19 protein-coding genes are annotated in these 25,380 nt (G+C 65.4%); 10 read left to right on the top strand and 9 right to left on the bottom strand.

All coding sequences use genetic code 11. The features are described 5' to 3' along the window. Positions 1 to 13: 13 nt before the first annotated feature. From JG743_RS05200 to JG743_RS05160, 9 genes are all read right to left on the bottom strand, one after another. Positions 14 to 2,083 carry a 3-hydroxyacyl-CoA dehydrogenase NAD-binding domain-containing protein gene (locus JG743_RS05200; RefSeq protein WP_202298765.1) on the bottom strand — a complete coding sequence of 690 codons (2,070 nt, stop codon included), beginning with the start codon at positions 2,081 to 2,083 and terminating at the stop codon, positions 14 to 16. 130 nt (positions 2,084 to 2,213) lie between these two features. Then, on the bottom strand, positions 2,214 to 3,161 hold the full coding sequence (locus JG743_RS05195; RefSeq protein WP_202298764.1) for an ABC transporter permease: 948 nt from the start codon (positions 3,159 to 3,161) through the stop codon (positions 2,214 to 2,216). Positions 3,162 to 3,164: 3 nt separating this feature from the next. Next, positions 3,165 to 4,145 (bottom strand): ABC transporter permease, encoded by a 981-nt coding sequence (locus JG743_RS05190; protein WP_202298763.1) that lies wholly within the window; start codon positions 4,143 to 4,145, stop codon positions 3,165 to 3,167. Position 4,146: 1 nt separating this feature from the next. Further along, positions 4,147 to 5,661, bottom strand: coding sequence for a sugar ABC transporter ATP-binding protein (locus JG743_RS05185; protein WP_202298762.1), 1,515 nt, complete (start codon positions 5,659 to 5,661; stop codon positions 4,147 to 4,149). A 46-nt stretch (positions 5,662 to 5,707) separates the two neighbouring features. Then, positions 5,708 to 6,721 (bottom strand): ABC transporter substrate-binding protein, encoded by a 1,014-nt coding sequence (locus tag JG743_RS05180; protein ID WP_202298761.1) that lies wholly within the window; start codon positions 6,719 to 6,721, stop codon positions 5,708 to 5,710. A 90-nt stretch (positions 6,722 to 6,811) separates the two neighbouring features. After that, the gene (locus JG743_RS05175) at positions 6,812 to 7,699 is read right to left on the bottom strand and encodes an SMP-30/gluconolactonase/LRE family protein (protein WP_202298760.1); all 888 of its coding nucleotides are present in this window, start codon (positions 7,697 to 7,699) and stop codon (positions 6,812 to 6,814) included. Continuing rightward, positions 7,699 to 7,893, bottom strand: a complete 195-nt coding sequence (locus JG743_RS05170; RefSeq protein ID WP_202298759.1) for a tautomerase family protein — start codon at positions 7,891 to 7,893, stop codon at positions 7,699 to 7,701. Before JG743_RS05170 ends, JG743_RS05175 begins: the two co-directional genes overlap by 1 nt. A gap of 131 nt (positions 7,894 to 8,024) precedes the next feature. Next, on the bottom strand, positions 8,025 to 8,762 hold the full coding sequence (locus JG743_RS05165; protein ID WP_202298758.1) for a response regulator transcription factor: 738 nt from the start codon (positions 8,760 to 8,762) through the stop codon (positions 8,025 to 8,027). After that, entirely contained in the window at positions 8,762 to 10,024 is a 1,263-nt protein-coding gene (locus JG743_RS05160; protein WP_202298757.1) for a GAF domain-containing sensor histidine kinase, read from the bottom strand. Before JG743_RS05160 ends, JG743_RS05165 begins: the two co-directional genes overlap by 1 nt. Positions 10,025 to 10,249: 225 nt before the next feature. Here JG743_RS05160 and JG743_RS05155 point away from each other — a divergent pair, with 225 nt between their 5' ends. The 10 genes from JG743_RS05155 (at position 10,250) to JG743_RS05105 (ending at position 25,094) form a co-directional block, all read left to right on the top strand. Then, positions 10,250 to 12,667, top strand: coding sequence for a glucan 1,4-alpha-glucosidase (locus tag JG743_RS05155; RefSeq protein ID WP_202298756.1), 2,418 nt, complete (start codon positions 10,250 to 10,252; stop codon positions 12,665 to 12,667). A 33-nt stretch (positions 12,668 to 12,700) separates the two neighbouring features. Beyond that, the gene (gnd, locus tag JG743_RS05150) at positions 12,701 to 13,708 is read left to right on the top strand and encodes a phosphogluconate dehydrogenase (NAD(+)-dependent, decarboxylating) (RefSeq protein ID WP_202298755.1); all 1,008 of its coding nucleotides are present in this window, start codon (positions 12,701 to 12,703) and stop codon (positions 13,706 to 13,708) included. Positions 13,709 to 13,724: 16 nt separating this feature from the next. Continuing rightward, the gene (gene zwf / locus JG743_RS05145) at positions 13,725 to 15,101 is read left to right on the top strand and encodes a glucose-6-phosphate dehydrogenase (protein WP_202298754.1); all 1,377 of its coding nucleotides are present in this window, start codon (positions 13,725 to 13,727) and stop codon (positions 15,099 to 15,101) included. 10 nt (positions 15,102 to 15,111) lie between these two features. Then, on the top strand, positions 15,112 to 15,816 hold the full coding sequence (locus JG743_RS05140) for an ROK family protein (RefSeq protein ID WP_202298753.1): 705 nt from the start codon (positions 15,112 to 15,114) through the stop codon (positions 15,814 to 15,816). Between the two features lie 117 nt (positions 15,817 to 15,933). After that, on the top strand, positions 15,934 to 16,395 hold the full coding sequence (locus JG743_RS05135; RefSeq protein WP_202298752.1) for a MucR family transcriptional regulator: 462 nt from the start codon (positions 15,934 to 15,936) through the stop codon (positions 16,393 to 16,395). Positions 16,396 to 16,519: 124 nt separating this feature from the next. Further along, positions 16,520 to 17,620, top strand: coding sequence for an aminotransferase class I/II-fold pyridoxal phosphate-dependent enzyme (locus tag JG743_RS05130; protein ID WP_202298751.1), 1,101 nt, complete (start codon positions 16,520 to 16,522; stop codon positions 17,618 to 17,620). A 162-nt stretch (positions 17,621 to 17,782) separates the two neighbouring features. Then, the gene (locus JG743_RS05125; RefSeq protein WP_202298750.1) at positions 17,783 to 19,021 is read left to right on the top strand and encodes an MFS transporter; all 1,239 of its coding nucleotides are present in this window, start codon (positions 17,783 to 17,785) and stop codon (positions 19,019 to 19,021) included. Between the two features lie 378 nt (positions 19,022 to 19,399). After that, complete coding sequence (locus tag JG743_RS05115; RefSeq protein ID WP_244673065.1) at positions 19,400 to 23,458, top strand: GAF domain-containing protein; 4,059 nt, start codon at positions 19,400 to 19,402, stop codon at positions 23,456 to 23,458. Continuing rightward, the gene (locus JG743_RS05110) at positions 23,455 to 23,844 is read left to right on the top strand and encodes a response regulator (RefSeq protein WP_202295053.1); all 390 of its coding nucleotides are present in this window, start codon (positions 23,455 to 23,457) and stop codon (positions 23,842 to 23,844) included. The genes JG743_RS05115 and JG743_RS05110 overlap by 4 nt, the downstream gene beginning before the upstream one ends. Beyond that, positions 23,841 to 25,094 carry an adenylate/guanylate cyclase domain-containing protein gene (locus JG743_RS05105; RefSeq protein ID WP_202295055.1) on the top strand — a complete coding sequence of 418 codons (1,254 nt, stop codon included), beginning with the start codon at positions 23,841 to 23,843 and terminating at the stop codon, positions 25,092 to 25,094. Before JG743_RS05110 ends, JG743_RS05105 begins: the two co-directional genes overlap by 4 nt. Positions 25,095 to 25,380: the final 286 nt, after the last annotated feature.

The following is a 25,380-nucleotide window of genomic DNA, read 5'->3' as shown; positions in this document are numbered from 1 at the left end:
GATCGGCGTTTCCTTAACAGTCCACACCCTCCCACGAACCCGTCTCCGCAAAGCGCCTCAGCAGCGACGCCGGCTCGAAGATCGGTCGTCCGGTCCGTTCATGCCAATGCTCCAGCCGTTCGACGATCCTGGCCCCGCCTTCGAGTCCGGCCCAAAACATCGGTCCGCCCTTGCCGATGGGAAAGCCATAGCCATTGACCCAGACGACATCGATGTCGGACGCGCGGGCTGCAACACCCTCCTCCAGGATCCTCGCGCCTTCGTTGACCAGCGGATAGAGCGTGCGCTCGATGATCTCGTCCGCGGCGATTTCGCGCCGCGCGATGCCAAGCGCGGCCGCCTTGGCGCGGATCAGTTCCTCGACGTCGGAATCCGCAGCCGGTTCGCGCGAGCCGCTCTCATAGCGGTACCACCCACTTCCGGTCTTCTGGCCGAAGCGCCCTTGCTCGCACAGCGTGTCGGCAACCACCGCCGTCAGGCCGCGCGCCTTGCGGTTGCGCCAGCCAATGTCGAGCCCGGCGAGATCGCCCATCTGGAACGGACCCATCGGCCAGCCGAAATCGGTGAACGCCTTGTCGACCTGGCTGGGTGTCGCGCCTTCCAAGAGCAGGAATTCGTTCTCCGCGCCACGCGCGGACAGCATGCGGTTGCCGACGAAACCGTGGCAGACGCCGACGACCACCGCCACCTTGCCGATCCGCCGCGCCAGCTCGGCCACCGTCGCCAGCGCATCCGGCGCCGTTTGTTCGGCTCTCACGATTTCCAGAAGCTTCATGACGTTGGCCGGCGAGAAGAAATGCATGCCGAGCACATCCTGCGGGCGCGCGGTCGAGGCGGCGATCTCGTTGACGTCGAGATAGGAGGTGTTGGTGGCGAGGATCGCGCCCGGCCTCGCCACCGCGTCCAACTTGCCGAACACCTGCTTCTTCACCGCCATGTCCTCGAACACGGCCTCGATGACCAGGTCGCAATCGGCAAGGTCGGCATAGTCGGTGCTGCCCTTGAACAGGCCGAGCCGCTGCTGCCTGGCCTCTTCCGAGAGCGAGCCGCGGCTGACCGAGACGGCATAGTTCTTCTCGATCATCGATAGCCCGCGCTGCAGCGCCTCTTCGCTGGTCTCGAGCAAGATCACGGGAAAGCCGCCATTGGCGAAGGCCATGGCGATGCCGCCGCCCATCGTGCCAGCGCCAATGATGCCGACGCGAGCGATCTTGCGCCTCTGCGGATCCTTGCCGGGAACCTTCGCGGCCTCGCGCTCGGCGAAGAACAGATGCCGTTGCGCACGCGACTGATCACCGGACACCAGCTTGAGAAAGAGCTGGCGTTCGGCGGCCAACGCCTCGTCGAACGGCAGCGTGATCGCGTTGCGGACGGCCTCGATGCAGGCAAGCGGCGCCTCCAGGCCACGCGCCTTTTTGGCAAGCTCGGCCGCCTGACGGTCGAAGGCCGCCGGCTCCGTTTCGGCGAGACGGCCGTTGCGCTCGCGCACCGGAGTGAACGGGCCGCCTGCAGCTGCCATTTCGCGAGCGAAACGAATGCCCTCCGCCAACAGATCGCCGTCGAAGACGGCATCGACAAGACCCGCCGTCTTGGCCTCACTGGCCGAAATCGGCGTTCCCGAAACGATCATGCCAAGCGCCTTCGTGGCGCCGACCAGTCGCGGCAGGCGCACCGTGCCACCGCCGCCTGGCAGCAGGCCGAGCTTTACTTCGGGCAGTCCAAGCTTGGCGCCTTGGTCGGCGACGCGGAAATGGCAGCCGAGCGCCAGTTCGAGCCCGCCGCCCAGCGCCGTGCCATGGATGGCGGCGACCGTCGGCTTGGCGATGGTCTCCAGCAAGGCGACGATGGCGCGCAGTTCCGGCTGCTGCACCGGCTTGCCGAATTCGGTGATGTCGGCGCCGGCTACGAAAGTCCGCCCGGCGCAGGCGATCACGATGGCCTTGGCCGTGGCATCGTCGCGCAGCGCGGCCAGCGCCTCGTAGAGCGGCTCGCGGACATGGAAGCTGAGCGCATTGACAGGCGGGTTGTCGATCATGACCACCGCCACGCCGTTCTCGTTTGCGACGTTGACAGAACTGGACAAGCGGAACCTCCCGAGACCGGCTGCGATCGCGAACGGGTTTACTAGGCCGCGCCCCGAATGGGAACCGCATGTTGCGCTGGCACAATGCTTGTCCGGACAGGCAGCGCGATGGCGCAATGGCCCCCTGGCACTACCGCAGCGCCTTCTCCCCACCCGCCGCCGTAATCACCCCGACGATGATCAGCCCGGTCAGCACCAGCCGCACGCCGGCGCTGACGCCGAACGTGTTGAGCATGGTGAGCAGCAGCACCAGGAACAGGCCGGCGCCCCAGACGCCCGGCACATTGGCCTTGCCGCCGGCGACCGAGGTGCCGCCGATGACCACAACGGCGATCGAAGCCAGCAGATATTCGTTGCCGATGTCGACATTGGCGCCGCGGAAATAGCCGGCGAGCAACGCACCGTCGATGCCGCCGAGCGCGCCGGACAACGTATAGGTGAGGAAGCGGATGCGGCCGACATTGACGCCGGCGAGCCAGGCGGCGCGGATGTTCTGGCCGATCGCCAGCACCGAGCGGCCATAGATCATGCGCTGCAGCGCCGTTGCCGCGCCTATGGTGAAGAGCACCGTCAGCATCGCCAGCACCGGAATGCCGAGGAATTGCCAGTTGGTGAAGTCGGCGAAGCCTGGCGGCGGCTTGATCTGCAGCCCGCGCCCGTAGCTGATGTCGATCGACTGGATGATGAAGCTCGCCGACAGGGTTGCGATGATCGGCGGGATGCGGAGCGCCCAGATCAGCAGATAGTTGGCCGCGCCGATCGCGGCCCCTGTGGCAAGCGCCGCGATCAGCCCGACGGCGATCATGGAATCATTGCCGTCCATCACCTTCATGGCGACGGCGCTGGCAAGCCCGATATTGGCCGGCAGCGACAAGTCGACATTGCCGGGTCCGAGCGTGATGACGAACATCTGGCCGACGCCGACGATGACGGTGAAGACGGCCAGCGAAAGGGCTGCCGTGATCATGCCACCGGCGCCATAGCCGCCGGTGAAGACGATGGTTGCCAGCCACACCACGGCAGCGCCGATAAAGGACCAGATCCACGGCTTGGCGAGCAGCATTCGCAGTGAGGCCATCGCTTACCTCTCCCTGCGGCTGATCAGCACCCGCGCCGCCAGCACGATGATCAGGATGGCGCCGTTGGCCGCCACCTGCCAGTCGGGTGGGATGTGCATGAAGGTCAACAGCGGCGAGGCGGCGAGTGCCAGTGTCAGCGCGCCGATGACGGCACCGATCGGCGACACCCGGCCGCCGACGAATTCTCCGCCGCCGAGGATGACGCCGGCGATCGACAGCAGCGTGTAGCCATTGCCGATATTGGCGTCGGCCGAGGTGGTGATGCCGATCAGCGCCATGCCGGAGAGCACGCCGAACACGCCGGTCAGCGCGAACAGCACGATCCTGGTCCTGAGCAGCGACCAGCCGGCGCGCCGCAACGCCGCCGCATTGCCGCCGGAACCGCGCAGGATGACGCCATAGGAGGTGCGCATCAGGCCGACATGCACCACCGCCGCGATCACCAGCGCGGCGACGATCGGGAACGGAATGAGAGGCGGCTTGAAGGCCATCAGCGACAACAGCCAGTCGGGCGCCTTGCCGCCGGGCTTCGGCAGGACGAGGATGGCGAGGCCCTGCCAGACGAAGCTCATGCCGAGCGTCACCACGATCGAGGGCAGGTTGCGCAGGTGGATCAGCGCGCCGAGCAGCGCGTAGACCCCGATCGAGCCCAGCAGCACCGCCACGCCGATGAGCGGCGCATCCTTCAGCCAGGTCGCCGTGACGCAGCCGACAAAGCCGACGAAGGTGCCGATCGAGAGATCGAGCTCATTGCCGGCTATGACGAACATCTGCGCGATCGTTGCCAGCGCGATCGGGATCGCCAGGTTGAGCATCAGGGTGAAGCCGAAATAGGAGATGGCGCGCGGGTTGAGCCAGGCGATCGCCAAAAGCACCAACGCCAGGGACAGCGCCGGCAGCAGGCTGCGCAGCATGCGCGCGCGTGCGGCGCCACCGCCCGCCGATGATGCCTTCAGCCTGGTTTCGAGCGAGGCCGCCGTCATCTCAGGCCGCATCGCCGAACGAGGACTGGATGATCTTCTCCTCGGTCAGCTCGTCGCGCCCGAGATTGGCGACGATCCGGCCGTTCTTGAAGACATAGACGTGATCGCAATTGTCGAGCTCTTCGGTTTCGGTTGTGTACCAGAGGAAGGTGCGGCCCTTGCGGGCCTCCTCGCGCACCAGGTCGTAGACTTCGAGCTTGGTGCCGATGTCGACGCCGCGCATCGGATCGTCCATCAGCACGATCCCGGCATCCGAGCCCAGCGCCCGGGCAAACAGCGCCTTCTGCTGGTTGCCGCCGGACAGCGAGTAGATGTTGTTGTTCATGTCGGGCGTGCGGATGCCGATCTTGTTCTTCCAGAACTCGGCAAGCTCGGCCTCGCGCTGCGGCGAGATCAGGAGCCCGCTGCGCAGCCGCGCCAGCGAACGGATGCCGATGTTCTGCGCGATCGACCATTGCGCAAAGATGCCGTCCGACTGGCGGTCGCCGGCGACCAGCGCCACCGGCGCGGTCACCTCGATGCCGGTCCGGGCACGCGCTGCGGCGGCGAAGATCGCCAGCAGGAGATCGGTCTGGCCATGGCCTGCGAGCCCGGCGAGCCCGATGATCTCACCCGCGCGGGCGACAAGCTCCTTGCCGTCCAGCTGCCGCGCCGGCCGCGCCTTGACCCGCAGCGGGCCGGCCTCGGCTTTCGCCGTCTGGGCGGCGGTCCTCTGGTGCGCTTCGGCGCCGCCCATGGTGGCGACCAGCCGGTCGCGGTCGAAGGCGCCCGCTGCGTCGGCGGCGACGACCTTGCCGTCGCGCATCACCACGATGCGGTCGGCGTTCTGCAGCACCTCGCCCAGCACATGCGAGATCAGGATGCAGCTGCCGCCCGAGGCGACGAAGCGGCGAACGTAGGCAAGCAGCTGGCCGGCCGTATGCGCATCGAGCGAGGAGGTCGGCTCGTCGAGGATGACCAGCGCCAGCGGATCCTGCGTCAGCGTGAAGGCACGCGCCACCTCCACCATCTGCCGCCGGCCGATCGACAGGTCGCCGGCGATGTCGGAAGCCGAGATGCCATGGTCCGGAAAGATCTCGTCCAGCTTGGCGGTGATGAGGTCGGCAGCCTTGCGCCGCCAGCCGAAACCGGTGAGCGAGGGATGGTTGACGCGCGTGTTCTCGGCGATGCTGAGATTCGGGCAGAGCGACAGTTCCTGGAACACGCAGCGTATGCCGAGTTGCTGCGCACGCGGCACCGAATAGGCCTGCTCGGCGCTGCCGCGCACCGTGATCGCGCCGCTGTCGGGGACAAGCGTGCCCGCCACCATATGCATGAGCGTCGACTTGCCAGCGCCGTTATGGCCGACGAGGCCGACGCATTCGCCGGCTCCGACATGGAAGTCGACGCCGCTGAGCGCCCGGACGGCGCCGAAATGCTTTTCGGCGCCGTCCAGCCTGATGATGTCAAAATTGGCGGCGCCGAAATTCCTTTCGGCGCCGTCTGGCCTGGTGATGTCGGTGTTTGCCGCGGGCATGCTCAACGATATCCGGTTGGCGATGCCGGCGGCAACAGTTCAACCATCACTTGATGTTGGCTTTGATGGCCGCGATGGCGTCTTCCTGCGTGTATTCGTGCGTGGCGACACCACCCTCCTTGATCTTCGGCAGCGCGGCTTCGAAATCGTCCTGGGTGAAGGCGAGATAGGGCACCAGAAGGTCATGCGGAATGTCCGTGCGGCCGTCGAGCACCTGCTGCGCCACCCAGAAGCCGAGCGACGAGACGCCGGGGGCGATCGAAGCCGACCAGGTCTGGTAGCCGTCCTTGTCCTTCTGCTCCTTCCACCATTTCAGCTCGTCCTGGCGGTTGCCCATGATGATGGTCGGGCGCGGCTTGCCGGCGGCGGCGAAGGCTTGCGCGGCGCCGTAGCCGTCACCGCCCTGGTCGACGATGCCGACGACGTCCGGCAGCGACGGCAGGATGGTTGCCACCGCCTTCTGCGCCGTCGTCTGGTCCCAGTCGCCGGTCACCGAGCCGACAATCTTGAACTCGGGATGCGCGGCAACGCCTTCGAGGATGCCGGCATGGATGGCATCGTCGATCGAGGTGCCGGCGAGACCGCGGATCTCGAGCAGGTTGCCGCCCTTGGGCTGGAACTTGGCCATCTGCTCGACTTCCTGCTTGCCCATGTCCTTGAAGTCGACGACGACGCGGTAGGCGCAGGGCTCGGTGACGATGCCGTCAAACGAAACGACGACGATGCCGGCATCGCAGGCCTGCTTGATGGCGCCGTTGAGCGCGTCCGGCGAGGCGGCGTTGATGACGATGGCGTCGTAGCCCTGCAGGATCAGGTTCTGCACCTGGGCGGCCTGGGTCGGCACTTCCTTGTCGGCGGTGGTGAAGACGTCGGCGGCCGCGACCACCTTGTCCTCGACCGCCTTCTTGGTGACGATGCCGTAGCTGTCCAGCATCGCCTGGCGCCAAGAATTGCCGGCATAATTGTTGGAGAAGGCGATCTTCTTGCCGCTGGTGTCGGCCAGCGCGGTGCCCGAGGCGAGCATCGCCGCCAGAGCGCTCAGGACGAGTAGTTTCTTCATGTCATAATCCTCCCAGATGTTGTTGACTGCTACAGATATCGCCGGCTTTGCCCCGGCATGCCTCCAGTTCGAATGCGAGCGCGCCCGCGCTCAGAACAGCCTAAGCCCCGGCACGCGGACTCTCAGCCGGTAAAGCGATGTCGACGCGGCGATGTAGAGGCTCCTCAAATCCTCGTCGCCGAAGGTGAAATTGGCACACTCTTCCGGCGTCGCGATGACGCCCAGAAGCTCGCCGGACGCGTCGAAGACGTGGATGCCGCCCGGGCCAGTGCAGTAGAGATTGCCGCGGCTGTCGATCTTCATGCCGTCGGGCGATCCGGGCTCCGTGCCCTCGGTCGCCGCCCAGACGGCGCCGCCATTGAGGTCGCCATTGGCCTCGACGCCGAACACCCTGATGTGGCCCCGCTCGGTGTCGTTGATGAACAGGCGCGACTCGTCCAGCGAGAAGCAGAGCCCGTTCGGCTGCGCGAAATCGTCGGCAAGCAAGGTGAGGGCGCCGTTGCCGTCGATACGGTAGACGCCCTGGAAGGGCAGCTCCTGCGGCCTCGGCACGCCGTAGAATTCCACCCGCCCAAAGCCCGGATCGGTGAAGTAGATCGACCCGCCGGTGGCAACCACGATGTCGTTGGGGCTGTTGAGTTCCTTGTCCGCGTAGTGCGTGGCCAGCACCGTAACAGCGCCGCTCGGCTCGGCGCGGGTCACCCGGCTCGTCGCGTGCTCGCAGGTGACCAGCCGCCCCTGGCGGTCGAGCGTGTTGCCATTGGCCTTGTGGCTGGGCTCGCGGAACAGTTCGATCTCGCCTGAGGCGCTGCGCCTGTACATGCGGCTTTCCGGGATGTCGGAGAACACCAGCCATTTCTCGTAGGGGTGCCATACCGGCCCTTCGATGAACCCATAGCCAGTGGCGAGCCTTTCCATCGCCGCATTGCCGACGACATCGCCGAAGCCGGAATGGCGAACCCTGGCCGGGGTGGACATTATGGAAGCTTCGGCTTGCTGGCGACTTTGCCGCCGACGAACCAGTCACCTTTCGTCACATCCTCGAACACCACCCAGATCGCATCCTTGGGCAGTTCGGCGACCTCGCTGATGGCCTCGGTGACGCGCCGTGAAATCTCGTCCTTGCGCTTTTGCGAATGGCCTTCGAGTATCCGTATGTTGACGAACGGCATCGGCGCTTCCCGCAATTTTCTTGTTGTGGAGGGCGAGCCTAGTCAGGGCCCGGGCCGGGCGATACCGGTCAACGCGCAGAGCCGACTGTGGTTTTGCACAGTCGCCTCCTTCAGCCCGCGGATGGCAAGGATTATTGTTCCTGCGGCGCCGCCTGGGCCAGCCAAGCGTCGAGCCTGTCCTGCTCGCGCCGCAGCGCGTCGATGTTGATCAGGCCGCGCGCCAAGGCGAGGTAGATTGCGCGCGTGCGTGAGTTGAAGACGGAGGCCTCGCCGGCACCGTCCTCCGGCGGCACGATGCCCAGCTTGTCGTAGACATGCTTGATGCGGCTTTGCGCGCCGCGGATCGACAGGCCCCGGCGCGTTGCGATCGCCCTGTCGGTCAGGCCGAGCGCGATGTCGATCAGGCTTTCATATTCGCCGTCGGTGATGCCTTCGAAACGATCCTGGACCCGGTGCTGGATGCCGCGTATCTCGCGGTCGATGATGCAGTGGCCTTCGCGGAAGACCCCGCGCAGCGCCGAGCGCATGCCTTCCTCGGTCGCCGATTTCAGCACATAGCCATAGACCGAGCCGGGCGGCACGATGCGCGCCACGCCGCGTACATAGGCCTCGTCGGCGAAGTTCGACCAGAACAGGATGTGCGTGCCGGCGCGCCGGCTCCAGATGGCGCGGGCCACCTCGATGCCCGTTGCCTTGGGCAGCTGCAGGTCGAGCACGACATGCGGCGGCTCGCGCTCGGCCGCCATGTTGATGGCATCCTCGCCGTCGCCGGCCTCGATCACCTCGACGTCGCCGGGCCACAACTGTTCCACCGTCCGGCGCGCGAAAGTGCGATGCAGCCCGTCATTCTCGGCGATCATGACCAACATCACGCCACCTCCGATATTGGCTCGCCCGCCGCCATGGCCGGCTTGCCGTCGGCCGGCGCGCGATCGATCTCGATCACCACCCTGGTGCCGCCCTTGCGGCCGGCCGGCTCGAAGCGCAGCCGCGCGCCGACGAGCGCCGCCCGCGTATGCATGTGGCCGATGCCGCCTTGCGCCGCTGGATCGATCGTGCCGCAGCCATGGCCGTCATCGGTGACGACGACCTTGAACACGCTATCGGTCGAGGTCAGCAGCACCTCGATCCGGCCGGGTGCGGCGTGCCGCACCGCATTGTTGATCGCTTCCTGCACGATCCGGTAGAGCGACGTGCGCATCGTCTCCGACAGGCTGTCGGCGCTGCCGTCGCTGGTGTCGGCGATGCGCACCGCGATCGGCGGTTTCGCCCGCGCGACGCTGCGGTTGAGATGCGCCTCGACGGCGTCGCGCAGCCCGAACAGCTCGAGCACGCTCGGCCGCATGTCGTCGACGATGTGGCGCAGCTCCGCCAGGCAGCCGGCGATCTCCTGCTCGAGGTCGGCGAGCTGGGCCGTCCGCGCGATCCCTCGGCTGCGGAAGGCCGAGACCTGGCGCGCGATGCGGGCAAGGTCGGCAAGCGTCTGGTCGTGCAGGTCCATGGCCATGCGGCGACGCTCGCGCTCCATGCCTTCGGTCAATTGCGAGGCGCCGACCCTGAGCAGCTCCGCCCGGTTACGCGCCTCGCTCTCGGCGAGCATCGCGCGGCGCGCCTCCTCGGTCTGGATCAGCGCAAAGATGTAGGGGGCGATGAGATCGGCGCATTGCTGGGCGACGGCCACATCCGTCTGCGTGTAGCAGCCGATCTCGTGGCGGCTGATGTTGAGCGCGCCGATGACGCTGCCACGCGCTCTCAGCGGCACGATGATGCGGCTGCGCAGCCTGGCTTCGAAGATCGGCTGGTCGAAGGCGCCGTCAAAGTGGAAGCGCTCGTCGACAAGCGCGTTGTCCGACAGCAGATAGGGCGTCTGGCCCCACAGCACGCGCCGGATCGGGCTGCCCTCGACAGGATGCTGCGCCAGCTCGCTCCAGCTGGTGTGGAAGCCGGCTTCGTAGCAGGCATGCATGCGGCCGTCCTGCGACAGCACCGCCAGGTCGATGTGGTCGTGCGGAATGAGCGTACCGATTTCGATCGCCGTCGCCCGGAACGCCGAGCCCGGATCGATATGGCCGGCAAGCGCGCGGGAAATGGCGACCAGCCGGTCTATCAACTGGGGAGATACGTCCGACATGTCTCTTCCCTCGCCATCTCCGCAAACCAGGCGGCACGCCACGACGCCTCGTTGGCGAGCGCGGCCGATACGCGATTTGCTGCAGTCCTCCCTGCCGGCGAAATAGTGGACGCTTGCCGATGCCGCGTCAACGACGCCTGCCCTCGCCGCCGGCGATCAACTTCAGGTGCGACGGTTGAAATGCCTTCGGCTCCTGGTTTAGGAACGGCGGCAGGAGGCCAATGCATGGCAGTGAAGCCGACCGTTGCTCAGGGCGCCCCGGGGATACCGGCGCGCTGGACATCAAGCGCCAAGAGCGGCGTCGGCACCGCGCTTTCCCGGGCAAGCCCGGTCTGGTTCACGCTCAGCCACGGCATCCTCAACGAGATCTACTATCCGCGCCTTGACAAGGCGTGCACGCGCGACATGGGACTGATTGTCACCGGTCCCGGCGGCTATTTCTCCGAAGAGAAGCGCGATGCCGCGCATGACGTGTCGCCCGTCGAGGACGGCGTGCCCGCCTACAGGCTGGCCAACACCGCGACCGACGGGACGTACAGGATCGGCAAAAGGATCATTACGGATCCGAAACGCCCTGTCCTGCTGCAGGAGATCACATTCACGCCGCTGAAGGGCTCGGCCAGCGATTACCGTGTCTATGCGCTGCTCGCGCCGCATCTCGTCAATGCCGGCATGGGCAACACCGCCTGGGTGGGCGAGCACAAGGGCAAGCCTGTGCTGTTCGCCTCCGGGCGCGGCACTTGCCTGGCGCTTGCCTCATCGCTGGCCTGGGGCGCCTGTTCGGCCGGCTATGTCGGCTTCTCCGACGGCTGGCAGCAGCTCCAGCATGGCGGCGCGCTCGATCCGGCCTGCCGCCGGGCGGAGGACGGCAATGTGGCGCTGACCGGCGAGATCGGCTTTTCCGCCGCCGACCACACGGCGCTGCTGGCGCTTGGCTTCGGAGCCTCGCCGGAAGAGGCCGCCGACGTGGCTTTTGCCAGCCTGAAGCAAGGCTTCGAGGCCGCCGCCAAGGTCTATGTCGAAAACTGGCGCGAATGGCAGGCCGAGCTGCACAAGCTCGACCGGCATGCAGCGTCGGGATTGAACACCTACCGCGCCAGCACGGCGGTGCTGGCTTCGCACCTGTCGATCGCCAGGCCGGGGGCTGCCGTCGCCAGCCTGTCGATCCCGTGGGGCTTCAACAAGGGCGACGACGATCTTGGCGGCTATCATCTCGTCTGGCCGCGCGACCTGGTCGAGACGGCCGGCGGTTTCCTCGCCGCCGGTGACGGCAAGCAGGCGCTGCAAATCCTGACCTATCTGCGCTCGATCCAGCAGCCGGACGGCCACTGGCCGCAGAATGTCTGGTCCGACGGCACCGCCTATTGGCCGGGCATCCAGATGGACGAATGCGCCTTTCCGCTGCTGTTGGCCGACGCGTTGCGCCGCGGCGGCCACCTGCCTCATGCCAAGCTCGCCGACTTCGTGCCGATGATCGAGAGCGCGGCCTCCTATGTCGTTCGCAACGGCCCGGTCACCGGCGAGGACCGCTGGGAAGAGGATGCCGGCTACAGCCCGTTCACGCTGGCCGTCGAGATCGCCGCCCTGCTGGCCGCCGCCGACATATTCGACGCCATGGGAAATGCCGAGCCGGCTAATTATATGCGCGAGACCGCGGATTGCTGGAACGACCAGGTCGAGCGCTGGACCTATGTCGCGGGGACGGAGCTGTGCGCCGAACTGGGCGTCAATGGCTACTACGTCCGCATCGCGCCGCCGGATGCGTCTGGCGCCGGCTCGCCCAAGGATGGCTATGTCGCCATCAAGAACCGGCCGCCCGGCGACAGCGACCGTCAGGCCGAAGCGATCGTCAGCCCGGATGCGCTGGCGCTGGTGCGTTTTGGTCTGAGAGCCCCGGATGATCCGCGCATCGTCGACACTTTGAAGGTCATCGACGCCAGGCTGCGCTGCGACCTGCCGCAAGGACCTTTCTGGTACCGCTACACCGGCGACGGCTACGGCGAGCATGAGGACGGCGCCCCCTTCGACGGAACCGGCCAGGGGCGTCCGTGGCCGCTGCTGGCGGGCGAGCGCGCCCATTACGAGCTCGCCGCCGGCCGCGGCGACAGGGCGGAGAGCCTGCTCGCGACGCTCGAGGCATCCGCCGGACCTGGCGGCCTGCTGCCGGAGCAGGTCTGGGACGGTCCCGACATTCCGGAGCGCGAATTGCGCCGCGGCGCACCCTCGGGCAGCGCCATGCCGCTGGTCTGGGCGCACGCCGAGCACATCAAGCTGTTGCGTTCGCTGCGCGACGGCGCCGTTTTCGACTTGCCGCCGCAAGGCGTCGAGCGCTACGTCAAGGCAAGGACCACCTGCCCGCGCAGGATATGGCGCTTCAACAACAAGATCCGTTCCATCCCCGCCGGCAAGATGCTGCGCGTCGAGCTTGCGGCGCGCGGCGTGGTGCACTGGAGCAGCGACAAATGGCTGACCGTGGTGGACAGCAAGACAACCGAGAACGCGTTCGGCGTCCATCTGGTGGATTTGCAGGTCGCCGACCTGCAGCCGGGAAGCACGCTCGTCTTCACTTTTTTCTGGCCCGACACCAGCCGTTGGGAGAATGTCGACTTCACCGTCGGCGTCGAAGGGCCAGATAGCCAATAGTTTTCTTCTTCCTCAAGCGACTGGGATAGAACCATGCAAATCGGAATGATGGGACTGGGCAGGATGGGCGCCAACATGGTGCGCCGCCTGATGCGCGACGGCCATGAATGCGTCGTCTATGACATCAACCCGGCAAGCGTCGCCGCTTTGGTCAAGGACGGCGCCATCGGTGCCGCCTCGATGGAAGAATTCGTCGGCAAGCTTTCGAAGCCGCGCAGCGCCTGGCTGATGCTGCCGGCGGCGATCACCGGCAGGATCGCCGACCAGGTGGCGGCGCTGATGGAGCCCGGCGACATCATCATCGACGGCGGCAATTCCTACTATCACGACGCCGTCGACCAGGCCGCCGAGCTCGCGGCCAAGGGCATCAACTATGTCGATGTCGGCACCAGCGGCGGCGTCTGGGGCCTCGAGCGTGGCTACTGCCTGATGATCGGCGGCCCGGACGAGGCGGTACGCCATCTCGATCCGATCTTCGCCACGCTGGCGCCCGGCGCCGATGCCGGCAGCAGCCCGCCCAAGGACGCCGGCACCGCGCCGTACGGCTACCTGCATTGCGGGCCGAGCGGCGCCGGCCATTTCGTCAAGATGGTCCACAACGGCATCGAATACGGCGTCATGGCCGCCTATGCCGAAGGCATCAACATCCTGAAATCGGCCAATGCCGGCAAGCGGGCGCGCACCGCCGATGCCGAGACCAGCCCGCTGGAAAACCCGCAATACTACCAATTCGACATCGACCTGCCGCAGGTCGCCGAGGTCTGGCGGCATGGCAGCGTCATCGGTTCCTGGCTGCTCGATCTCACCGCCGGGGCGCTGAAGAACGACCCGGCGCTTACGCAGTTCGGCGGCCGCGTTTCGGACTCCGGCGAGGGCCGCTGGACGCTGAAGGCGGCGATCGACACCGGCGTGCCAGCGCCGGTACTGTCCTCGGCGCTGTTCGACCGCTTCTCCTCGCAGGGCGAATCCGAATTCGCCGACAAGCTGCTCTCCGCCATGCGCTATGCCTTCGGCGGCCATGTCGAGAAGCCGAAGACCTGAGAGCGGGGAAGACATAATGAGCCAGGAACGGTCCGACACGCTGGTGCTCTTCGGGGCGACCGGCGACCTCGCGCACAAGAAGATATTTCCGGCGCTTTACCAGATGGTCGCCAAGGGGACGCTCACCGAGCCGGTGATCGGTGTCGCCTTCGACCCCTGGGACATCGGCAAACTGCAGGCGCGCGCCCACGACGGCATCGTCAACGCGCTGGGCAGCATCGACGAGAACGTGTTCGCCAAGCTCGCCTCGCTGCTGCGCTATGTCAGCGGCGACTATCGTGACGGCGCCACCTTCGAAAAGCTGAAGACGGCGCTCGGCTCCGCGCAGCGCCCCTTGCACTACATGGCGGTGCCGCCGACCATGTTCGAGACCGTCGTCCAGGGGCTGGAGCAGTCCGGCACCGCACGTGGCGCGCGGCTGATGGTGGAGAAGCCCTTCGGCCACGACCTGCAGTCGGCGCGCTGGCTGAACCGGGTGCTGCACCTGGTGTTCGACGAGCAGTCGATCTTCCGCATCGACCACTATCTCGGCAAGGAAGCGATCCAGAACCTGCTCTATTTCCGCTTCGCCAATTCCTTCCTCGAGCCGATCTGGAACCGCAACTTCGTCGAAAGCGTGCAGATCACCATGGCCGAGGATTTCGGCATCGAAGGTCGCGGCAAATTCTACGACGATGTCGGCTGCATCCGCGACGTCATCGAGAACCACCTGCTCAACATCCTGCTGCTGCTCGCCATGGAACCGCCGGTCGGCCGTTCCGCTCACGATCTGATCGACGAGAAGGTGCAGGTGCTTCGCGCCATCCGCACCTTGACGAAGGACGACGTCGTGCGCGGCCAGTTCGACGGCTATCTGGCGGAGCCGGGCGTGAAGCCCGATTCGCCGGTCGAGACCTTCGCCGCCGTGCGCTTCTTCGTCGACACATGGCGCTGGCAGGACGTGCCGTTCTTCATCCGTGCCGGCAAGAACATGCCGGTGCACGCCACCGAGGTGATCGTGCGGCTGAAGCGGCCGCCGCTCGACGTCTTCGACCCGATCAAGCCCGATGATGCCAACTATGTCCGCTTCCGCATCGACCCGCAGGTGGCGATCTCGATCGGCGCCCAGCGCAAGATGGCCGGCGACGACATGGTCGGCGAGCAGGTGGAGCTGACGGCGCTTGATGACTCAAAGGGCGACATGCCGCCCTATGAACGGCTGATCGGCGATGCCATGAACGGCAATGGCCAGCTGTTCACCCGTCAGGACGCGGCCGAGCTTGCCTGGCGCATCGTCGGCCCGGTGCTTGGCGACACGACGCCGCCGCATATCTACGCGCCTAAGACCTGGGGACCGGCCGATGCCATGAACGGCTTCGGACCGCCGAACGGCTGGATCAACCCATCGAAATAAAGGCAACGACATGGTCAAGACGGCAAAGCCGACCGTGGCGAACGGCGAACAGATCGTGCTGACGATCGACATAGGCGGCTCGCATGTGAAGATCCTGACCAGCGCCGGCGGCGAGGAGCGCCGCGCCGAGTCCGGACCGGGGCTGACGCCGCAGCAGATGATCGCCTCGGTGAAGACGCTGGCCGATGGCCTGCCCTATGACGTGATCTCGATGGGCTATCCCGGTCCGGTCGCCCACAACAGGCCTTTCGCCGACCCCGCCAATCTCGGCAAGGGTTGGGCGGGCTTCGACTTCGCCGCCGCGTTCGACAGGCCGGTGAAGGTCATCAATGACGCGCTTATGCAGGCCATCGGCAGCTACGAGGGCGGCCGCATGCTGTTCCTCGGCCTCGGCACCGGCCTCGGCGCCGCGATGATCGTCGACAATGTCGCCCAGCCGATGGAGCTTGCCCACCTTCCCTACAAGAAGGGCGGCAGCTTCGAGGACTATGTCGGCGAGCGCGGGCTGGAGAAGCGCGGCAAGAAGAAGTGGCGCAAAACCGTCTTCGACGTCGTTGACAGGCTTCGCGCCGCCCTGCAGCCGGACTACGTCGTCATCGGCGGCGGCAATGTCGACAAGCTTGATGAAATGCCCGCGGATTCCAGGCGCGGCGACAATACGCGGGCTTTTGAGGGGGGTTTTCGACTATGGCGCGACAAGGCGCTGATCGTCTGATAGTATTATATCTCAGTATAGTTGTTCAAAATAACGTGTATCGTGGCGCGAAGTCATTGCTTTGCCCAGATTTGCCGACTAGGAGTCGCGCCACCCCCCTACCGACGGAGACATAAATTGGCCGACGACAGCAATGACGCTCGCAAGGAAATCGACCTGCTCGAGCTTACCGCCCACATCGTGTCCGCCTACGTCGAGAAGAACCGCTTGCCCGCCGCCGGCCTCAGCGACCTCATCGCCAGCGTCAGCGCCTCGATCAGCAGCCTCGGCCAGCCGCCGGCCCCGGTGGCCGCGCCGCTCGTGCCTGCGGTCAATCCCAGGCGGTCGGTGACGCCGGACTACATCATCTGCCTCGAGGACGGCAAGAAGTTCAAATCGCTGAAGCGCCATCTCGGCGTCCATTTCGGGCTGACGCCAGAAGCCTACCGCACCAAATGGGGCCTGCCGGCCGACTACCCGATGGTCGCCCCCAACTATGCCGCCTCGCGCTCCGAGCTGGCCAAGTCGATCGGCCTCGGCCGCAAGGCCGCCGAAGTGGCGCCGGTCAAGACCAGGGGCAGGAAGGCCAAGATCGCCTGAGGCGGTCTGGCGCCTGAGCCAATAGTTTCAACGACTGGAACAGAAGCCTGCCGGCGAATCCGCCTTGGCAGGCTTCATGCTTTTGTGGCTTGGATAACCCTGACAGGCTGTTTGGGGGGAAGCCATGAACTACGCCAGGATGGTGATCGAGAAGGAAGCGCCGGAGGAATACGGCTACGACCGCATCCGCTACAATCTCTCCGAAAGCTCGATCGCCGACCAGAAACTCTCCGACATCGGCCTGTCGCTGCCCGACCTGACGCTGTTCTACGGCGAGCATCGCGGCGACAGGGAATTGCGCGCGCTGGTTGCCGCGCAGGATGACGGCCTTACGCCGGATGACGTGCTGGTCACCGCCGGCGCGGCCGGTGCCCTGTTCATCATCGCCACTTCGCTTCTTTCGGCCAGCGACCATCTGGTGGTCGTGCGGCCCAACTACGCCACCAACATCGAGACGCCCAGGGCGATCGGCTGCGCCATCTCCTATGTCGACCTCGATTTCGACGCAGGCTTTGCCGTCGACATCGCGCGGGTCGAGGCCAGCCTGCGGCCCAATACCAAGCTGATCAGCGTCACCTGCCCGCACAATCCGACCGGAACGATGATGAGCCGCGCCGATCTCGACGCGCTGGTGGCGCTAGCCGAAAGCCGGCAATGCCATCTGCTGGTCGACGAGACCTATCGCGACCTGTCCTACGGACAGCGCCTGCCGGCGGCCGCATCGCTCAGCCGGCGCGCCATCAGCGTCTCCTCGCTCTCCAAGGCCTTCGGCATTCCGGGTATCCGCGTCGGCTGGCTGGTCACCCGCGATGCCGCGCTCCAGGAAAGATTCCTCGCCGCCAAGGAGCAGATCGGCATTTGCGGCAGCGTCATCGACGAAGGCATTGCGCGCGGCGTGCTCGAGCGGCGCGACGCATTCCTCGAGACACTGTTGCCGGAGATGGCGAGACGCCGCGACATCGTCCAGGCCTGGGTCGACGGCGAGCCGCTGGTCGACTGGGTGCGACCGGAAGGCGGAGTTGTCGGCTTCCCTCGCCTCAATGTCGGCGCCGAATTCGACCTCGACCGCTTCTACACCAGGCTTCTGGACGACCACGGCACCTATGTCGGCCCCGGCCACTGGTTCGAGATTCCGAAGCGCTTCTTCCGCGTCGGCTTCGGCTGGCCGAAGGAAGCCGAATTGCGCGGTGGGCTCGAGGCCATTTCCGCCGCGCTGAGGGACTGATTTTCCGTTCCTCCTGTCCGTTGGGTCGGAAAAATTCTTGATCCAGCGCCGATTCTGCCAAGCATCCCGCCGCGAACTTTGCTAGAAGGTCATCTGGCCGGACCAGCGCCCATCGTGGAAGTTGCCCCGCCGGCCATCTTTCGCAATGGGGCCTTTCCTTCCATGACTGTTGAGCAGACATCGCCGGACCAGCGCTATGCCGCGTTCCGGCACAGACCCTTCCTCAGCTATTGGGCGGCGCGCTTCCTCACCACTTTCGCCACCATGATCGTCTCGGTCGCCGTCGGCTGGCAGGTCTACGACCTCACCCGCGATCCCTTCGACCTCGGCATCGTCGGCATCGTCCAGTTCCTGCCGTCGCTGCTTCTGGTGCTGGTCACCGGCGTCGTCGCCGACCGCTTCGGCCGCCGCCTGATCATGACCTTGTCGTCGCTGATCGAAGCGGGCTGTGCGGTTGCTCTCTTGCTGCTTACGTTGCGCGGCCTCGCCGGCCCGCTGCCGATCTTCGTCGTGCTCGCCATGTTCGGCATCGCGCGCGCCTTCTACGGACCATCCTCGTCCTCGCTGTTCGCCAATCTGGTGCCGCAGGAGGATTTCGCCAACGCGATCGCCTGGAATTCTTCGGCCTGGCAAACGGCGACGATTGTCGGCCCGGTTGCCGGCGGCCTGCTCTACGGGCTTTCGGCGGAGGCGGCCTACATCACCGCCGCCCTCCTGATGCTGGTGGCCGCCGTGCTGGTCTTCACCATTCCGAAGCCCGCCCAGCAGACTGCCACCGACAAGCCGACGATGGAGACGCTGTTCGCCGGCTTCCGCTACATCTGGAGCGAGAAGATCGTGCTCGGCGCCATCTCGCTCGATCTTTTCGCCGTGCTGCTGTCGGGCGCCTCCGCGCTGCTGCCGGTCTATGCGCGCGACATCCTCGAGCTCGGCCCGTGGGGCCTCGGCCTGCTCCGCTCGGCACCAGGCATCGGCGCCATCTGCGTCGCGGTCTGGCTCGCCGGCCACCCGATCCGCGACCATGCCGGCAAGATCATGCTGGGCTTCGTCGCTCTGTTCGGCGCTGTCACCGTTCTGTTCGGCGTTTCAACCATCACCTGGCTGTCGATCCTGGCCCTCGCCTTGCTCGGCGCCACCGACATGTTCAGCGTCTATATCCGCGAGACGCTGATCCAGCTGTGGACGCCGGACGAGGTGCGCGGCCGCGTCAATGCGGTGAACCAGGTCTTCGTCGGTGCCTCCAACGAGGTCGGCGAATTCCGCGCCGGCACCATGGCGGCGCTGATCGGCACCGTGCCGGCGGTGGTGATCGGCGGCATCGGCGCCGTCGCGGTTGCGGGCTTGTGGGCGTGGCTGTTCCCGGCGCTGCGGCGGGTACGGCACCTCAACGGCCGGAATTGATTAGCACCGGATCTTAGCCGCTGGATCCGACGCTCGCGCCAATCAGCTTGCGCCGATAATGGCTGAGATGGGGCCGGAGGCTGACCGACTGGTTTTAGGTCAAGGTGCGAAGAAGCGGGCACTCGGCCTACGATCCCATCTCGGACGTATTCCCTGTCTGCAACAGCTCCGAAATCCGACGCTCAGGTGCATCACCAAAGCGGCCGCGCTGCGTCACAAACGGACGTTGCAGGTCACCAAACTTGACGCTAGGCTGGCCAAAGCCGACACTGAGCAGAGAAAGACAGGAGCACCTCAGTGGGAGGGCCCGACTCCGACTCTGAGATGACTATCAGCTCGCTCCGAACCGAGTTGACAGCCGCGCGCGAAGAAAATCAGATGCGCACCGCGGAGGTCGCCAATCTCCTTGAACAGCAGTCTGCGACGAGTGCGATCCTCAGGGTGATCGCTGCATCGCCGACCGACATCCAACCGGTCCTGAATGCGGTCGCCGAAAACGCCGCACAACTCTGCGACGCCTATGACGCGGCGATCTTTCTGCGGCAAGGGGAATCGCTGGCCATTGGCGCACACCACGGGCCGATCCCCATCGACTTCGCCACTTTTCCGATCACGCGGGAGTGGGTCACCGGCCGCGCCGTGATCGATCGCAGGCCGATCCACGTGCATGATCTGCTCGCGCTGGAGGGCGAGTTCCCTGCAGGCCGATCGATGGCGCTGCGGCTTGGTCACCGGACAATTCTCGCCACCCCTTTGCTGCGTGAGGACGAGGCCATTGGAGCGCTCGTCATTCGCCGAACGGAGGTCAGACCGTTCAGCGAAAAACAAGTCGAGCTACTCAAAACCTTCGCCGACCAGGCCGTCATCGCCATCGAAAATGTCCGCCTCTTCGAGGAGGTGCAGGCGCGCACGCGCGATCTCGGCGAGGCGCTGGAGCAGCAGACCGCGACCGCCGATGTGCTCAAGGCAATCAGCCGGTCGGCCTTCGATCTTCAACCGGTACTGCAGACGCTGGTCGACTCGGCAATACGCCTGGCTGGGGCGGACATGGGCGCAATCACATTGCGCGTTGGCGATACGCTGCGGTTCATGGCAGGCGGCGGGCAGGCTGCCGAGCTGCATGCCTACGAACGAGCCAACCCACATGTCGTGGGACGAGGGACGTTCCAGGGCCGCGCCGCGCTGGAGGGATTGACGATCCACGTGGCGGACGCGCTCGAAGACCCAGAATACGAAAGGCCGGAAGCGGCAATCATGGGCAGTTTCCGCGGAGTACTTGCTGTTCCGCTGAAGCGGGGTCAGGAGACCATCGGCGTATTCGGCATGGGGCGTCGGACGATCGGGCTATTTTCACCGCGTCAAGTCGAACTGGTCGAGAGCTTCGCCGACCAGGCGGTGATCGCCATCGAGAATGCCCGGCTGATCGAGAAAGTCGAGGGGCACAATCGTGAACTGGCCGAGGCGCTGGATCAGCAGACGGCGACGGCCGAAGTGTTGAAGACGATCAGCAGTTCGGTGTTCGATCTCGATTCCGTGCTGCATACGCTTGTGAAGTCCGCGTCCGACCTCTGTCATTCCGGGATGGGCTACATCTATCTGCGCCAGGGCGACGTGTTGCAGCCGACGGTACAGATCGGATGGAGCCAAGAATTCCAGGACCACATGAACAACCTCCCGGTCACGCCGGGCCGGGGCAGCATCGCCGCCCGTGTTGCCCAGAGCGGGTCCGTAGAGCAGATTGCCGACGTTCTCGACGATCCGGAGTATACCAACATCGAAGGCCAACGGCTCGGCGGCTTCCGCACCCTGCTGGGCGTTCCGCTGATGCGTGACGGCGCCGTGACCGGCGTCTTCGTCCTCGCCCGCTCGTCGGTCTCGCCGTTCAGTACGCGCGAAATCGAACTGGTGCAGACATTTTCGGATCAGGCGGTCATCGCGATCGAGAACGTGCGGCTGTTCGAAGAGGTGGAGACCCGCAACCGCGACCTAGCCGAGTCGCTGGAACAGCAGATGGCCACCGGCGCGATTTTGCAAGTGATCGCCGGGTCTCCTACGGACATTCAGCCTGTGCTGGACGCCGTCGCTGAAAGAGCCGCTCGGCTCTGCGACGCCTATGACGCAACGATCTATCTGCTGCGCTCCGACAGGCTGGCTGTGGGAGCGCATCACGGACCGATTCCGATTGACGGCACTGGCTTGCCGGTCGCGCGCGACGTCGTTACCGGCCGCGCCGTATTGGATCGGGTGCCGGTCCACGTTACGGACTTGACCATCGCTGGAGAGGAGTTTGCAACTGCCCGAATGATGGCTCAACTTCTTGGTTTTCGTGCGATTCTCGCCACTCCGCTGTTGCAGGAAGGAAAAGCAATCGGAGCGCTTATGATCCGGCGCATCGAGGCGCGGCCCTTTAGCGACAACCAAATCGGCCTCCTTAAGACTTTCGCCAACCAGGCCGTCATCGCAATCGGCAATGTGCGGCTCTTCGAGGAGGTGCAGGCGCGCACCGCCGAGCTTGGCGAAGCATTGCAGCAGCAGACGGCGACGGCCGACGTCCTGAAAGCGATCAGCCGCTCGACGTTCGACCTACGGGCAGTGCTCGACGCTCTGGCCGAATCGGTGACCCGGCTGTGCGAAGCGGACAACGCCTCGATCGTGCGTGAGACGGACGGCAAATTCGTCGAGGCTGCGAGTTACGGCTATCCGGCCGAGCTCGAGGAATATTTCAGCGGCTTTGTGCACGTCCCGGGGCGCGGCACCGGGGTCGGCCGAGTCCTGCTCGAAGGCAAGGCCGTCCAGATTCCGGACGTGCTGGCTGACGCCGACTACACGCTGTGGGAAGGACAGCGGCTCGGCGGATACCGCACGGTGCTGGCCGTGCCGTTGCTGCGCGAGGGGGTTCCAATCGGCGTTTTCTCACTCACCCGCTCGACGGTGCGGCCCTTCACCGAAAGGCAGATCGAACTCGTCGAAACCTTTGCCGACCAGGCAGTGATCGCCATCGAAAATGTCCGCTTGTTCGACGAGGTACAGGCCCGCACGGCGGAATTGAGCGAGTCGCTGCAGCAGCAGACGGCAACGGCGGATGTTCTGAAGGCGATCAGCCGTTCCACATTCGACCTGCAGCCGGTTCTCGACACGCTGGCAGAATCAGCGGCCAAGCTGTGCGACGCGGACACGAGCGTCATCTTCAAGCGCGACGGCGATCTCTACCGATGGTCGGCCAACTACGGCAATTTGCCTGAAGCCGCGGCTTTCGCCAAAGCCAATCCCTTCGCCGCCGGTCGCGACAGCGTCACCGGAAGGGTGGCCCTCGAAGCCCGCGCCGTCCACGTTTCGGACGTGCTCGCCGACCCGGACTACGGGGCAACGCAGCTCCAGAAGCTCGGCGGCTACCGAACCATTCTATGCGTTCCGATCTTACGCGAAGGCGCGCCGGTCGGAGTGTTCGCGCTGACGCGGTCACAGGTGCGGGACTTCACGCCGAGGCAGATCGAGCTTGTCGAGACGTTTGCCGACCAGTCCGGCATAGCGATCGAGAACGTACGGCTGTTCGACGAGGTGCAGGCGCGTACCCGCGAATTGTCACGCTCGCTCGACGATCTGAGGACCGCGCAGGACCGCCTCGTGCAAACGGAGAAGCTCGCCTCACTCGGCCAGTTGACCGCCGGTATCGCCCACGAGATCAAGAACCCGCTCAACTTCGTCAACAACTTCTCAGCGCTCTCCAGCGAACTCATCGATGATTTGAGCAGTGTGCTGGACGGAGCGCCTTTGGAGGCATCCGTGCGCGAAGAGGTCGCCGAGCTGACAGCCATGCTCAAGAGCAATCTCGACAAGGTGGGCCAGCACGGCAAGCGGGCCGATTCCATCGTCAGGAACATGCTCCTGCATTCGCGCGCGGGTTCAGGAGAGCATCGTCCGATCGAGATCAATGCCGTCGTGGAGGAGAGCCTGAACCTTGCCTATCACGGGGCGCGCGCCGAAAAGCCGGGATTCAACGTCACGCTGACGCGGAATTTCGACCCGCAGGCGGGGGATGTCGATCTCTACCCGCAGGAGATCACGCGGGTGCTTCTCAACCTCATCTCCAACGGCTTTTATGCAACAGCCAAGCGCGGCGCCGCGGCGAATGGCGCGGGCTATGAGCCGACGCTCTGCGCCACCACCATGAGTCTCGGCGACCGTGTCGAAATCAGGATCCGCGACAACGGCACCGGCATTCCGCCGGAGGTGAAGGAGAAGATGTTCAATCCATTCTTCACGACCAAGCCAGCCGGCGAGGGTACTGGGCTCGGCCTGTCGCTCAGCCACGACATCGTCGTCAAACAGCATGCTGGCACGATCGACGTCATCAGCCAGCCAGGCGAGTTCACCGAGTTTCGGATTGTGCTGCCGCGCGCTGCGGCTTCGCTCGCAAAATCGGGAGGTGAAGAATGAGCCTCCTCATCCTGGTCGTCGACGACGAGCCCGACGTCGAGCCGCTGTTTCGCCAGCAGTTCCGCCGCGACATCCGAGCCAGCCGCTTCACCATGGAGTTCGCGCAATCGGCGGTAGATGCGTTGGAGCAGATAGACCACGCCGAAGGGGTGACACTGATCCTGGTGCTGTCCGACATCAACATGCCCGGCATGAGCGGGCTCGAGCTCCTGCCGAAGATCAAGGTGCAGCGGCCGGACGTCCCGGTCATCATGATCACCGCTTATGGCGACGCCGAAACCAAGCGCAAGGTGTTGGAGGACGGCGCCGAAGCACTGCTGACCAAGCCGATCGACTTTGCGGCGCTCAGGCAACAGATCGAAACGCGGCTGGGAATGGTAGCGTGACGGCGCGCATCCTCGTGGTCGACGACGAGCCCGACCTTGAGGTCTTGATCGTCCAGAAGTTCCGGCGTCAGATCCGTGACGGCGCGGTCATTTTCCTGTTTGCCAGCGATGGTGTGGACGCCCTGTCCGTCATCGACGGCAACAGCGACATCGACATGGTGCTGTGCGACATCAACATGCCCCGTATGGACGGCCTTTCGCTGCTGGAGAAGCTGCAGCAGGCCGAGGGGCAGCAGCTTTCGACGGTCATCGTCTCCGCTTACGGTGACATGGCCAACATCCGCACTGCGATGAACCGCGGCGCCTTCGACTTCATTACTAAGCCGATCGACTTTGCCGACCTGGAGACCACGATCGCCAAGACCTTGAAGCATCGCGAGGTGCTGCACGAGGCGCATAGGCGGCAAGCGGTCGCGGAGCGCGCTCATGCATCGCTGTCGCGCTACTTCTCGCCCAATCTGGCCGAGCGGCTGGCCGGCGACGCCGACGGGTCGGCGCTAGCCGGGCAGTGGCGTGAGGTCGCCTCGCTGTTCACCGACATTACCAGCTTCACCACGCTGGTGGAAACGATCGACCCTGCCACGCTAGGCGCGCTCCTCAACGACTATTTGGCCAGCATGACCAACGTCGTGTTCGCGCATGAAGGCACCGTCGCCAAGATCGTCGGCGATGCGCTGCATGTGCTGTTCGGCGCGCCTGGCGAGCAGCAGGACCATGCGGCGCGTGCGGTTGCCTGCGCGCTCGAGCTCGACGCGCTGTCGCAATCGTTCCGCGATAGCTGGCGCGACAAGGGCGTCGCGGTCGGTACGACCCGCATCGGTGTCCATGCAGGTCCGGCGCTGGTCGGAAATTTCGGCGGAGGCCGCTTCTTCGACTACACGGCCTATGGCGACACCATCAATATAGCGGCGCGGCTGGAAAGCGCCAACAAGCAGCTGGGCACGCGTATCTGCGTCAGCGCGAGCGCCGCTGCAAGGGTCGACGGCTTCCGCGGACGGCCGGTCGGCGATCTGATGCTGCGCGGCAGGGCCGAGGCGCTGCGCGCGTTCGAGCCTTTGTCGTCAAAGCAGTATGATGATCCTTCGACGGCCAGCTATCTTGAAGCCTTCGGCAGATTGGAGGCCGGCGATGCAAACGCGCTTACGGCTTTCGCCGCGCAGATCGGCAAATGTCCGGACGACCAGCTCGCCAGCTTCCATCTCAAGCGGCTGCTCAACGGCGCCAAGGGAACGCGGATCAGCCTCGACTGATCTTTGCGCCAGTCGCGACCGCGACCGCCAAGCCTCGTCGCCGGCAATGTCTGCTTTCACGAGTTGGCAAAGGTGCCCTCAACGGCCGACATGAGGCGCAAAGCTGACACTCGCTTAAGGTCAACCGATCTCTGCTTTAGGCCGGCGTTTCGCCGTGCCACATCAACGTTTAGGCCTCGACCTGTCACCGGGTGGTTACGGATTGATAAAGCAGGTCTTTCGACCGGCGCTGGTAGCCGTACGTAGAGATTGTTGACACGATGGAACACGGTGGCATTGCCACGAG

Origin of the sequence: Mesorhizobium sp. 131-2-1, assembly GCF_016756535.1 — a bacterium.
Taxonomy (GTDB): domain Bacteria; phylum Pseudomonadota; class Alphaproteobacteria; order Rhizobiales; family Rhizobiaceae; genus Mesorhizobium.
This window is presented reverse-complemented; position numbering and strand designations above follow the sequence as displayed.